The following is a 12,446-nucleotide window of genomic DNA, read 5'->3' on the forward strand; positions in this document are numbered from 1 at the left end:
AACGCCCCGGACGGGCTTCCGCCGGGGCGTCATTTTTCGCCTCGGGTCCGTTCCCGCAAAGGGTTTTGCCCGACGTCGCGACGTGCGCTACGCGACGTCGTCCAGCGCGGCCGGACCGATCAGGTCGATGCGGTCGGTACAGACGGAATCCACGCCCCAGCGCACGAGTTCGCGCGCGCGGTCGAGGTCGTTGACCGTGTAAACCAGGATTCGCAACCCGGCCGACTTGATCGCTCGTACGAGCGGCTCGTCGAGCCGCGCGTGGTTCGCGTGCAGCGATACGCAGTCGAGCGCGTCGACGACCTGCGCGTGCCAGTCGCCGGGCACCGCGTCGTACAGCATTCCGCGCGGCAATTCGGGCGCGGTTTCGCGCGCCTGTCGTAATGCGTCGAACGAAAACGACGACAGCAGCGGCGGCACGGCCGCATCGCGCCAATACGCAGCGGCATCCGCCGCGACGCGCCGCCCGGTGTCGCGCTCGCGCCCCGGGCACGGCTTGATCTCGACGTTCGCGGCAAGCGCGTGCGCGATGCAGCGCACGGCGGCCGCCTCGAGCGTCGGCATCCGCTCGCCGGCGAAGCGCGCGTCGAACCACGCGCCCGCATCCAGCGACGCGAGCGTCGCATAGCGCATGCCCGCGGCCGGCCCGCTGCCGTTCGACGTGCGATCGACCGTGTCGTCGTGCAACAGGAACGTGACGTCGTCGGCCGACAGCTTCGCATCGAACTCGACCATCCGGTGGCCGCGGCGCGCGCCCTCGTCGAGCGCGGCAAGCGTGTTCTCCGGTGCGAGCGTGCCGCCGCCGCGGTGCGCGACGACGCGCGGGTACGGCCAATCTTCACGGGAAATCATCGTGTCGTCCTCGCAGATGGTTCGACGCGTTCAGCCGGCACGCTTGCCGGTGTCGGGATCGAAGAAATGCAGCCGATGCGCAGGCAGCGCCGCGGTCAGCGCGCTGCCGCGCGCCGGACGATCGGCGTGCGGCAGACGCACCGCGACGTCGTGATCGCCCCAGCGGCCGTGCGCGAGATTGTCCGCGCCGAGTAACTCGCACGAATCGACCGGCAGCGTCGCGTGCGGCACGCCGGGCTGCGGCGTCATGTGCTCGGGCCGCACGCCGAGCACCCAGTCGCGGCCCGTCGCGATCGCCGCGCCGATGCCGGGCGCGCCGGCCACCGGCAGCGCGGGGCCGCCGCCTGCGACCGCGAACGTCGCGCCGTCGTCCGACAGCCGGCCGTGCAGCAGGTTCATCGCCGGCGAGCCGATGAAGCCCGCGACGAAGAGCGTCGCCGGCTTCTCGTACACGTCGACCGGCGCGCCGATCTGCTCCGCGTAGCCGCGATTCATCACGATCACGCGCTGCGCGAGCGTCATCGCCTCGATCTGGTCGTGCGTCACGTAGACGCTCGTCGTCGCGAGACGTGCATGCAGCCGCTGAATCTCGAGCCGCATCTGCACGCGCAGTTTCGCGTCGAGGTTCGACAGCGGCTCGTCGAACAGGAACACCGACGGCTCACGCACGATCGCGCGCCCCATCGCGACCCGCTGGCGCTGACCGCCCGATAGCTCGCGCGGCCGCCGCGCGAGCAGCGGACCGAGTTCGAGGATCTTCGCGGCCGCGGCCACGCGCGCGTCGATCGTCGCGCGGTCGATTCCGCGGATCTTCAGCCCGTATCCCATGTTCTGCGCGACCGTCATGTGCGGATACAGCGCGTAGTTCTGGAACACCATCGCGATGTCGCGGTCCTTCGGCTCCAGCGCATTGACCACGCGGTCGCCGATCGCGATCTCGCCGTCCGTCACGCTCTCGAGCCCCGCGATCATCCGCAGCAGCGTGGACTTGCCGCAGCCGGACGGACCGACCAGTACGATGAATTCGCCGTCGGCGATCTCGACGTCGATCCCGTGCAGCACGTACTGCTTGCCGTCGTACGATTTCCTGACGCCTTTCAAGCTCAGCGCAGCCATAGCGGGTCCTTCTCCTCGGTTGCCGTTCGTCGGTTATTTCTCGGCGTCGACGAGGCCGCGCACGAACCAGCGCTGCATCGCCAGCACGACGACGAGCGGCGGCACCATCGCCAGCAGCGTCGCCGCCATCACGTATTGCCATTCGGTCGCGGCATCGCCGCTCGCGATCATCGTCTTGATGCCGACCACCGCGGTCGACAGCGATGCCTCCGTCGTGATCAGGATCGGCCACAGATACTGATTCCAGCCGTAGATGAACGTGATCACGAACAGCGCGGCGATGCTCGTCTTCGACAGCGGCAGCACGACGTCCCAGAAAAAGCGCAGCGGCCCGGCGCCGTCGATGCGCGCCGCGTCCATCAGCTCGTCGGGCAGCGTCATGAAGAACTGGCGGAACAGGAACGTCGCGGTCGCCGATGCGATCAGCGGCAGCGTGAGCCCGGCATAGCTGTTCGTCAGATGCAGCGTCGACACGACCTGCACGGTCGGAAAGATCCGCACCTCGACCGGCAGCATCAGCGTGACGAAAATCAGCCAGAACGCCGTGTTGCGGAACGGAAAGCGGAAATAGACGATCGCGTACGCGGACAGGATCGACACCGCGATCTTGCCGACCGCGATGCCGAGCGCCATCGCGAAGCTGTTCAGCAGCAGACGGCCGAACGGCGCAGCCGTGCCGCCGCTGCCGTGCCCCCAGATATACGCGACGTTCTCGAACAGGTGCGTGCTCGGCACGAGCGACAGCGGCACCGTAAACACTTCCTGCGCATTCATCGTCGCCGCGCAGAACGCGACGTACACCGGGAACACGATCAGCACGACGCCCGCGATCAGCACCGCGTGACAGAACAGGTCGAAACCCTTGCGATTCTCGATCATGCGTATTGCACCCTGCGTTCGACGAAGCGGAACTGGATCACCGTGAGGCCGACGACGATGATCATCAGCACGACCGACTGCGCGCCTGAGCTGCCGATGTCGAGCCCCTGGAAGCCTTCCGCGAAGATCTTGTAGATCAGCGTCCTCGTGCTCTGCGCGGGGCCGCCGGCGGTGGCCGCGTCGATCACCGGGAACGTGTCGAAGAACGCGTAGACGAGATTGACGACCAGCAGAAAGAAGCTCGTCGGCGACAGCAGCGGCAGCACGACGTTGAAGAAGCGCCGCACCGGCCCCGCGCCGTCGATCGCCGCCGCCTCGATCAGCGAGCGTGGAATCGCCTGCAGCCCCGCATAGAAGAACAGGAAGTTGTAGCTCACCTGCTTCCACACCGACGCGAGCACGACGAGGAACATCGCCTGCCCGCCGTTCAGCGCGTGATTCCACACGATGCCGCCCTTCGCGAGCGCATAGGTGACGAGGCCGATGCTCGGATTGAACAGGAACGCCCACAGCACGGCGGCGATCGTCGGCGCGACCGCGTACGGCCAGATCAGCAGCGTGCGGTACGTGCGCGCGCCGCGGATCACGCGGTCCGCGCAGGCGGCGAGCAGCAGCGACACGACGAGCCCGCTGACGGTCACGCATGCGCTGAACACGAGCGTCGTGCGGAACGAGTCGAGATACAGCGGATCGGCGAACAGGTTCGCGAAATTCGCAAAGCCGACGAATTCGCTCGACGTGCCGAACGCGTCCTGCATCTGCGTCGACTGCCACAGCGCGACGCCGGCCGGCCAAAGGAAGAACACGACGGTAATCGCGAGCTGCGGCGCGATCAGCAGATACGGCAGCAGGCTCGTGCCGAAACGGGAACGGGATTGCATCGCGGGCATCCGGTCAGACGAAACGGAAAAGGAACGGCGCCGCCGCGCCGCATACGCGCGTGCGCGATGCAGCCGGCGGCGCGACGCGATGCGGGATCAGCCGCCCGACTTCTCGAAGCGGCGCAGCAGTTCGTCGCCGCGCGACGCCGCCGAGTCGAGCGCGTCCTTCGGCGACTTCTTCTGCGCCCACACCTGCTCGAATTCCTCGTCGACGATCGTGCGGATCTGCGGCATGTTGCCGAGGCGCAGCCCCTTCGTGTACGGCAGCGGCGGCTTGTTCAGCATCTGCTTGATCGCGGTTTCGGCGCTCGGATTCTTCGCGTAGAAGCCCTGCTGGCGCGTGAGGTCGTATGCGGCCGTCGTGACCGGCAGATAACCGGTTTCCTGATGCCACTTCGCCGCGACCGCCGGCGTGCTCAGAAACGCGAGGAATTTCGCGACGCCCTTGTAGGTCGCCGGATCCTTGCCGGCCAGCACCCACAGGCTCGCGCCGCCGATGATCGCGTTCTGCGGCGCGCCCTTCACGTTCGCGTCGTACGGCATCATGCCGGTGCCGTAGCTGAACTTCGCGAACTTCTGCACGTTCGCGAGCGCCCCCGACGACGTCGTCATGATCCCGCAGTCGCCGCTGTAGAACTTCGCCGACGCCTCGTCCTTGCGGCCCGCGTACGTGAACGTGCCGTCCTTCGCCATCTGCTGCAGGAACGCGATGTGCGCGATCTGCTGCGGCTTGTTGAATTCGAGCACCGCGTCGGTACCGTCGAAGCCGTTGTTGCGCGTCGCGAACGGCAGGCCGTGCCACGCGCTGTAGTTTTCGAGCTGGATCCAGCCCTGCCAGCCCGTCGTGAAGCCGCACGCCATGCCGGACTTGCGCAGCTTCTCGGCATCGGCCTTCACTTCGGCCCACGTCTTCGGCGGCTGGTTCGGATCGAGCCCGGCTTTCTTGAACGCGTCCTTGTTGTAGTACAGCACCGGCGTCGAACTGTTGAACGGCATCGACACCAGATGACCCGTCTTCGCGTCGCTGTAGTAGCTCGCGATGGTCGGCACGAACGCCTTTTCGTCGAGCGGTTCGCCCGCCTGCTTGAACACGTCGTAGACCGGCACGACGGCCTTCTTCGCCTGCATCATCGTCGCCGTACCGACTTCGTAGACCTGCAGGATCGCCGGCGCGTTGCCGCTGCGATACGCGGCGATGCCTGCGGCCAGCGCCTGATCGTAGGTGCCCTTGAAGACCGGCACGATCTTGTAGTCGCTCTGCGACGCGTTGAACTGCGCGGCGATCTCGTTGACGCGCTCGCCGAGCGCCGCCTCCATCGCATGCCAGAACTGGATTTCCGTCACGGCGAACGCCGCGTGCTGGATGCCGAACATCAGCGCGCCGCCGAGCGCGATCGAACGAACCAGGCTCCCCGCAGGCTTTTTCTTCATCGACCCTTCTCCTATGAAAACGTTACCAACCGCGTGTGCAACATTCCCGTCGCCATTGGACCGGCGAAGTCTAGTGATCGTTTGTGACAGTCAGTTGTCGTTGACGACGAACAGGCGCTGGTACTCCTTCAGCGCGAACCGGTCGGTCATCCCGGCGATGTAGTGCGCGACGAGCCGCGGCTGCTGCGCGGGATCTTCCGACTGGTACGGCGGCGGCAGCAGGCGCGGATCGTCGGTGAATGCTTCGAACAGCCCGGTCACGACGCGCTGCGCCTTGTTCGCCATGCGCATCACCTTGTAGTGGCGATACAGGTTCTTGAACAGGAAGCGCTTGAGCGCGGCCGCCTGCGCGGCGACAGCTTCGCTGTGCGCGACGAGCGGCGGCGCCGCGCGCACGTCGTCGAGCGACGCGGGCGCGACGCGCGCGAGGTTGCGTGTGGTCTCGTCGATCAGGTCGACGATCAGCGTGTTGATGATGCGGCGCACCGTCTCGTGCACGAGACGCCGGCCTTCCAGATGCGGAAACTCCGCGAGCGCCGCGTCGTAATGGCGCTGCCACAGCTCGACCTCCGCGAGCTGGTCGATCGTGATCAGCCCCGAGCGCAGGCCGTCGTCGACGTCGTGGTTGTTGTACGCGATCTCGTCCGCGATGTTCGCGAGCTGCGCTTCGAGCGACGGCTGACGGCCCTGCAGGAAACGCTCGCCGAGCGCGCCGAGCTTGCGTGCATTCTCGCGCGAGCAGTGCTTCAGGATGCCCTCGCGCGTCTCGAAGCACAGGTTCAGCCCGTTGAATGCGCCGTAATGCTCTTCGAGCTCGTCGACGACGGCAAGGCTCTGCAGGTTGTGCTCGAAGCCGCCGTGCTCGCGCATGCACGCATTGAGCGCGTCCTGCCCGGCATGGCCGAACGGCGTATGGCCGAGGTCGTGCGCGAGCGAGATCGCCTCGACGAGATCCTCGTTCAGGCGCAGATTGCGCGCGACCGACCGCGCAATCTGCGCGACTTCGAGGCTGTGCGTGAGGCGCGTGCGGAACAGGTCGCCCTCGTGATTGACGAATACCTGCGTTTTGTATTCCAGCCGACGAAACGCGGTCGAATGGACGATGCGGTCGCGGTCGCGCTGGAATTCGGTGCGCGCGACCGGCGGCTTCTCCGGGTAGCGGCGGCCGCGCGATTGCGACGCATGCGCGGCATACGGAGCGAGATGGGCTTCCAGCGCCGCCAGCGTCGGCGGCTCGACTACCGGCGCAACGGATGTGCGGCCGGCCTCGGGCAGTTTGCTGCTGGATGTCTCGCTCACGTCTCCTCCATGTCAGGGGCGCCGGGGCATCCGGTCGCCGGTTACCGGGTCGTCTGCGCCAGCGTCGCGAACACGGCTTCGTCGGGCGCTTGCGTGATCAGCGTATCGCCGAATCGCTTCAGCAGGATGAACTTGATCGCGCCGGCTTCGGCCTTCTTGTCGACGCGCATCAGCTCCATGTAGCGCGCATCGCCGAGCGCCGGCCCGCGAACCGGCAGGTGCGCGGCCGCGATCACCGCGTCGAGCCGCTGCCTCGACGCTTCGTCGAGCAGGCCGAGCCGCACCGACAGGTCGGCCGCCATCACCATCCCGCAGCCGACCGCCTCGCCGTGCAGCCACTCGCCGTAGCCGAGCCCGGCCTCGATCGCGTGGCCGAACGTGTGGCCGAAATTGAGGATCGCGCGCAGGCCGCCTTCGCGCTCGTCGGCGGCGACCACGCTCGCCTTGATCTCGCACGAGCGCTTCACCGCGTGCGCGAGCGCGTCCGCGTCGCGATGGTTCAGCGCGTCGACGTTCGCCTCGATCCAGTCGAAGAATTCGGCATCGGCGATCGCGCCGGTCTTGATGATCTCCGCAATGCCGGCAGCCAGTTCCCGCACCGGCAGCGTCGAGAGTGCGCCGATATCGGCGATCACCGCTTGCGGCTGGTAGAACGCGCCGATCATGTTCTTGCCGAGCGGATGGTTGATGCCGGTCTTGCCGCCGACCGACGAATCGACCTGCGACAGCAGCGTGGTTGGCACCTGGATGAACGGCACGCCGCGCATGTAGCACGCGGCCGCAAAACCCGTCATGTCGCCGATCACGCCGCCGCCGAGCGCGACGAGCGTCGTCTTGCGGTCCGCACGCTCGGTCAGCAGACCGTCGAAGATCAGGTTCAGCGTTTCCCAGTTCTTGTACGCTTCGCCATCCGGCAGCACGACCGTCGATACGCGCTTGCCGAGCGGCGCGAGCGCGGCGCGCAGCGTGTCGCCGTACAGCGGATCGACCGTCGTGTTCGTGACGATCGTGACGGACGAGCCGTTGATATGACGGGCGAACAGCTCGGTGCGGCCGATCAGGCCGGCGCCAATATGAATCGGATAGGCGCGCTCGCCCAGGTCGACGTTGACAGTAATCATGCTTGTAGCGGCTTGGCGACGACGCCCGCCAGTTCGAGTTGCATCAGCACCATGTTGACGAGACCGTTGACCGACGGACGACCGGTCTCGATCACGAAGTCCGCGCATTCGCGATACAGCGGGTCGCGCACTTCGTACAGCGCTTCGAGACGCGCCTTCGGATCGTCGGTCTGCAATAGTGGGCGGTTCTTGTCCTTGCGCGTGCGCAGCCAAAGATCGTGCGGATTGGCGCGCAAATAGACGACGATGCCGTTGCTTTTCAGGCACTCGCGATTCTCGGGCCGCAGCACCGCGCCGCCGCCCGTCGCGAGCACGATGTTCGCGCGCTGCGTGAGCTCGGCGATCACGTGCGACTCGCGATCGCGAAACCCGGCCTCGCCTTCCAGTTCGAAGATCACCGGAATGCGGGCGCCCGTGCGAGCCTCGATTTCGTGATCGGAGTCGAAGAACGTCCTGTCGAGCCGGCGCGCGACCGCACGGCCCACGGTGGTCTTACCCGCTCCCATAAGGCCGACGAAAAATACGTTTGCATGTGGGTCCCGCGCTTGCAACGGCTTCCTCTGCTTGAATCTGCTGGTGTGTGGCGCAGCTTACTGGCAAAGCGGCCGCCTTGTCGAGCCTGCGCCGGCGGCTTCCGGCCCCGTTTCTTCCGCGTCTGCATCGCGCGAGCCGGCCGTCTCGCAGCGTGCGCCGACGACGGTCGGCGTGATGAAGACGACCAGTTCGCTGCGCTGATCGCGCCGCGCCTGATGCCGGAAAAGCGCGCCCAGAACGGGTATTTTGCCCAACAGCGGTACCCGCGTCACATCGTCCCGGTTCAACTGCTCGTAAATGCCGCCGATCGCGACGGTTCCGCCGTCCTCGACCTCGACGCGCGTCTGCACGTGCTTCGTGTGGATCGCCGGCCCGGCGGCCGTTGGCTCGCCGACGCTGTCCTTGGTCACGTCGAGATCGAGCACGACCCGGCCGTCCGGCGTGCTCTGCGGCTCCACTTCGAGCTTCAGCGTCGCGCGACGGAACTGCACGCCGCTCACGCCGTTGCCGACCTTCGCCTGGTACGGCAGCTCGGAGCCCTGCTCGACGATCGCCTTCACGCGATCGGCCGTCACGACGCGCGGTCGCGATACGATCTGGCCGCGCCCTTGCGCCTCGAGCGCACTCAGCTCGATGTCGAGCACGCGGCTCAGCGGCGCGGCGAACAGCGTGAGGCCGGCCGTCGCTGCGTCGAAGCCGCCGAGCGGCCGCGCGGCGAGATCGAGTGCGTTGCGCGTGTCGGTGGCGGGCGCAGCGCCGTCGCCGGGCGGCGGCCGCCCCTGCGCATGCAGCGCGAGCCGCGCACCGAGATTGCGCGAAAAGCCCTGCTCGCCCTCGACGATGCGCGCCTCGATTCGCACCTGACGCGACGGCTTGTCGATCGCGTCGATCAAGCTCGCGATTTGCGCGATGCGCGGCGCGAGATCGGTGACGAACAGCAGGTTCGTGCGCGGATCGGCGGCCGCGGCCCCGCGTTTCGACAGCAGGCGCTGCCCCGTCGCACCGGCGAGCAGCCGCTGCACGTCCTGCGCGCGCGGGTAATGCAGCGCGAACGTGCGGCTCGCGAGCGGCTCCAGCTCGGCGGCGCGCGCATGCATTTCGAAACGCTCGCGCTCGCGCACGGCGAGTTCGGCCGCCGACGTGATCCAGATCACGTTGCCGCGCCGGGACATCGACAGCCCGTGTGCGTCGAGCAGCATGTCGAACGCATCGCGCCAGCGGACATTGTTCAGACGTAACGTCACGGTGCCGCGCACCTGCTCGCCGACCACAATATTGAGTCCCGCGAAGCGCGCGAATGCGTCGAACGCAGCGGCAAGCGCCGCGCCGTGCAGGTTCAGCGAGATCCGTCGCGCGTCGTCCGGGTCGCCCGGCTGCCGCGCTGCGGCGTCGTTCATGCGTGCCGGCGGCGGCAGCGGAATCGGCGGCCCTTCCAGCACGGGTGCCGATGCGGTCTTCTCCGCCTGAAGCGCCGCGCGCGCCGCGTGCTCGAACGGCGGCGGCCCCGCGTGCGAGGACGTCGCGCCGCTCGCTTCGTCCGGGGTAAGCGCACCTTCGGGCAGCGGTGCGGCGGCCGGCACATGCGTCGACGCAACCGGCCACACCGCCGGCAGCGGCGGCAGCGGCGGCAACGCCGCATGCGCGGCGGCTGTCGCGCCCGATCCGAGCCACATTGCGGCGACCGCCCACCAACCGTGTTTCGTCATGGCCGGCCTCCGTCGCCGAGCGCGAGTCGGTGCGGGCCGTCGGCGGTCGCGAGCATCACGGCGTCGGCGTCGACGCGCACGACGCGCGACGCGCCGAGCGCTTCGCCCGGCGCGACGGCCGCGAACGCGCCGTCGCCGCCGTCGAACAGCGCGAGCGCGGTGCGCGCGTCGCGGATCGTGCCGGCCAGTCGCGGCGCCGGACCATCGCCGACCGCCGATGACGCTGCGCCGCCAAACGGATCGTCTTCCGGGCCATGCTCCGATGCCGGAGCCGGCGCCACGCCATCCGCGACCTTCGCGCCGGCCAGCGCGGGAAATACGTCGACCGACATCTCGACACGTGCGGCCAGCAATCCTCGCTCGATACGCAGCGCCGTCGGGACCGCGAGCACCGGGAACTCCGCAAGTCCGCCGAGCATGTGCAGCACGGCGGAAAAACCGCCGTGCGCGACCACGCGCACCGTGCGCCGGCCGTCCACGTCCGCGTCGCCTGCGCCGGGTCGGTCTTCGCCCGATAGCCGCTCGCCTTCAGCGTGTTGCGGATCGATCGACGTCACATGCAGACCGCTGCGCACAGCGAGATCGGCCAGTTCCATCATCAGCACCGGCCATTCCGGCGCCCGCGGCAAGCGCTCGTCGTCGGTACCCGCGATGCGCACGTCCTGCCGCCCGGCCGAGGCCGCCAACACACGCTGTGCTTCGGCGACACGCATGTGCGCGGCTGCCAGCAATTCGCGGCTGCGCGCGAGCCCGCTCCAGTCCGCTGAATCCGCCAGACGAATGCCGCCGATCAATGCGGCCGCGAACGCGAGCACGCAGCACGCGGCATGCGAGATCGCCGGTGACACGCGCCGCGTGCTGCCGCGCCGACCGGGAAGGCCGTCGACGATGAGCCGATTCGTGAGTGCCGTCATGCGCGACCTCCCGCCGGTTTCTGTCGCGGCTTCGGGTCGAGCCAGTGAAACTGGACCGAGAACCGGAACGGCGTCGCGACCGCGGACGATACGTCTGCGGCCGGCTTCAACGCGCCGATATCGAGTCGCCAGTCGCGCTGCTCGTGCGCGATCCGCGCGAGCCAGCGCGCCGCAGCACGGTAGCTCGCGGCGTGCGCGTCCAGCGCGGCGCCGGACGACGTGGCGCGCAACGTGTCCAGCCGCACGGTCGCGTCGCGTTCGCGCTCGAGCACGGCCAGCAGCGCCGCGATACGCCGATACGGTGCGCCGAGCGCGGCTGCCTGCGCGTCGCGCCGAGCGGCGGCGGCGGTCGCACGCGCCGCACGGGTTGCCGCGTCCATCTGCGGCTGCCACTGCCGCAACCGCGCCTCGAGATTGGCGCGCTCGGCATCCGCGTGCGTGCGCATCCACGTGGCAGCGCCCGTCCACAGTCCGGCGCCCAGCACGCCGAGCAGGATCGCCGTACCGCACTGCGCGGCTCGGCGGCGGCGCAGCGCCTGTTCGAGCCGCTCACGGTACGGCAGCAGATTGAAGCCGCCCAGCTGCAGATGCCCGGCCGCAGTTCGCCCGATCACGCGATCGGCCATCATTCCCACACCCCGCGCAACGCAAGCCCGAACGCGACGGCAAACGCCGGGCCGGGCGACGCGCCGGCAGGCTGCGACGGACGCCCATCCCAGCCGCAGCAGTCGAACGGCACCGCGGCCGCGCCGAAGGCGTCGCCGATGTCGGCAACCGACATGCCGAAGCGCGCGATGCACGGTTCGTCGCCGGCCACCAGCACGCATCGGACCGGCTCGAGCGCACACTGGCGCAGCGCGTCGGAAAGCGCCGTCGGCACGTCGCCGGACAACGCGAGCATGGGCGCGGCGACCGCGCCGTCCACGCGCCAGCCGCGCACGCCGCCGTCGGAAAACCAGAGCGCGGCGTACGGACCCTGTGCGTCGAGCTCGAACTGCGCGGCATAGCGCAACGCACGCAGCGCAGCGGCCGACTCGCCGTCGACGGCCGTCAGGTCGACACCGGCCTGCGCAGCCACGTCGATCCGCCGCTCGAGCAGCGGCAGCGGGGCGACGGCCACCGCGATCTCGCCCGGCTGCGCGCCGTCGTCCTCGCGCCAGTCGAACGCGAGGCCGTCCGGCGCCAGCCCCGAAATACGCTCGGCCGCCTGGCGCGCGGCGTCCGCGACGTCGTCGCGCCCGGCCAGATCGAGCGTCGCGACGCGCATCTCGTCGTCGGCGAGCGCCATCACGCCGCGCGCATCGCAGCGCACGCCTGCGATGGACAATCGCGACACGGCCGCCGCCAACGCGCGCGCGACCGCCGCCCAGCGCGCATCCTCCGGCCCGTCGGCGAGCCCGACCGGCTCCCGCTCGAGCCCTTCGATTCGCACGTCCGCCATGCGCCCGCGCCGGCTCAGCACGGCGACCCTCACCTCGTGCGCACCGACGTCGATTCCCGTCGCCCGGTGCCTGCCCGGCGTAAACCGCGCCGCCCATCGTTCCGTCATCCCAACCTCCGCGATCGTCGCGGCCCATGCCGCGTTTCCGAGGCTTGATTCTGCAAAGCGACGCACGCGGCCGACAGTCGGCCGAACGGCCAACATCCGCTCGCGACGGCCGTGCAGCGACTATGCTGGCGGCATCGCAACGCACGGCCGGTCGCCGGGCGCCC

Annotated in this window: 12 protein-coding genes; all 12 read right to left on the reverse strand. The window is 68.9% G+C overall.

Annotation, left to right across the window (positions count from 1 at the left end):
* Positions 1-87 precede the first annotated feature (87 nt).
* The 12 genes from ugpQ to BUB20358_RS17080 all read right to left on the reverse strand — a co-directional run bounded on the left by ugpQ (position 88) and on the right by BUB20358_RS17080 (position 12,282).
* Complete coding sequence (gene ugpQ, locus BUB20358_RS17025; RefSeq protein ID WP_035973174.1) at positions 88-852, reverse strand: glycerophosphodiester phosphodiesterase; 765 nt, start codon at positions 850-852, stop codon at positions 88-90.
* Between the two features lie 30 nt (positions 853-882).
* Positions 883-1,968 carry a sn-glycerol-3-phosphate import ATP-binding protein UgpC gene (locus BUB20358_RS17030; RefSeq protein WP_006765391.1) on the reverse strand — a complete coding sequence of 362 codons (1,086 nt, stop codon included), beginning with the start codon at positions 1,966-1,968 and terminating at the stop codon, positions 883-885.
* A gap of 33 nt (positions 1,969-2,001) precedes the next feature.
* Complete coding sequence (ugpE, locus tag BUB20358_RS17035; RefSeq protein WP_006765392.1) at positions 2,002-2,847, reverse strand: sn-glycerol-3-phosphate ABC transporter permease UgpE; 846 nt, start codon at positions 2,845-2,847, stop codon at positions 2,002-2,004.
* The gene (gene ugpA, locus BUB20358_RS17040; RefSeq protein ID WP_035973446.1) at positions 2,844-3,728 is read right to left on the reverse strand and encodes a sn-glycerol-3-phosphate ABC transporter permease UgpA; all 885 of its coding nucleotides are present in this window, start codon (positions 3,726-3,728) and stop codon (positions 2,844-2,846) included. The genes ugpE and ugpA overlap by 4 nt, the downstream gene beginning before the upstream one ends.
* A gap of 96 nt (positions 3,729-3,824) precedes the next feature.
* Entirely contained in the window at positions 3,825-5,159 is a 1,335-nt protein-coding gene (ugpB, locus tag BUB20358_RS17045) for a sn-glycerol-3-phosphate ABC transporter substrate-binding protein UgpB (protein ID WP_006765393.1), read from the reverse strand.
* Positions 5,160-5,249: 90 nt separating this feature from the next.
* On the reverse strand, positions 5,250-6,434 hold the full coding sequence (locus BUB20358_RS17050; RefSeq protein WP_094190634.1) for a deoxyguanosinetriphosphate triphosphohydrolase: 1,185 nt from the start codon (positions 6,432-6,434) through the stop codon (positions 5,250-5,252).
* Positions 6,435-6,499: 65 nt separating this feature from the next.
* Positions 6,500-7,579, reverse strand: a complete 1,080-nt coding sequence (gene aroB, locus BUB20358_RS17055) for a 3-dehydroquinate synthase (protein WP_006765395.1) — start codon at positions 7,577-7,579, stop codon at positions 6,500-6,502.
* Entirely contained in the window at positions 7,576-8,130 is a 555-nt protein-coding gene (gene aroK, locus BUB20358_RS17060; RefSeq protein ID WP_081293620.1) for a shikimate kinase AroK, read from the reverse strand. The genes aroB and aroK overlap by 4 nt, the downstream gene beginning before the upstream one ends.
* A 39-nt stretch (positions 8,131-8,169) precedes the next feature.
* Positions 8,170-9,819 carry a type IV pilus secretin PilQ gene (locus BUB20358_RS17065; RefSeq protein ID WP_006765397.1) on the reverse strand — a complete coding sequence of 550 codons (1,650 nt, stop codon included), beginning with the start codon at positions 9,817-9,819 and terminating at the stop codon, positions 8,170-8,172.
* On the reverse strand, positions 9,816-10,733 hold the full coding sequence (locus BUB20358_RS17070) for a hypothetical protein (protein WP_035973176.1): 918 nt from the start codon (positions 10,731-10,733) through the stop codon (positions 9,816-9,818). The genes BUB20358_RS17065 and BUB20358_RS17070 overlap by 4 nt, the downstream gene beginning before the upstream one ends.
* Positions 10,730-11,362, reverse strand: a complete 633-nt coding sequence (locus tag BUB20358_RS17075) for a fimbrial protein (protein WP_094190596.1) — start codon at positions 11,360-11,362, stop codon at positions 10,730-10,732. The genes BUB20358_RS17070 and BUB20358_RS17075 overlap by 4 nt, the downstream gene beginning before the upstream one ends.
* On the reverse strand, positions 11,359-12,282 hold the full coding sequence (locus BUB20358_RS17080; protein ID WP_035973181.1) for a type IV pilus biogenesis protein PilM: 924 nt from the start codon (positions 12,280-12,282) through the stop codon (positions 11,359-11,361). The genes BUB20358_RS17075 and BUB20358_RS17080 overlap by 4 nt, the downstream gene beginning before the upstream one ends.
* Positions 12,283-12,446: the final 164 nt, after the last annotated feature.

It is taken from the genome of Burkholderia dolosa, from assembly GCF_902499135.1.
GTDB classification, from domain to species: domain Bacteria; phylum Pseudomonadota; class Gammaproteobacteria; order Burkholderiales; family Burkholderiaceae; genus Burkholderia; species Burkholderia dolosa.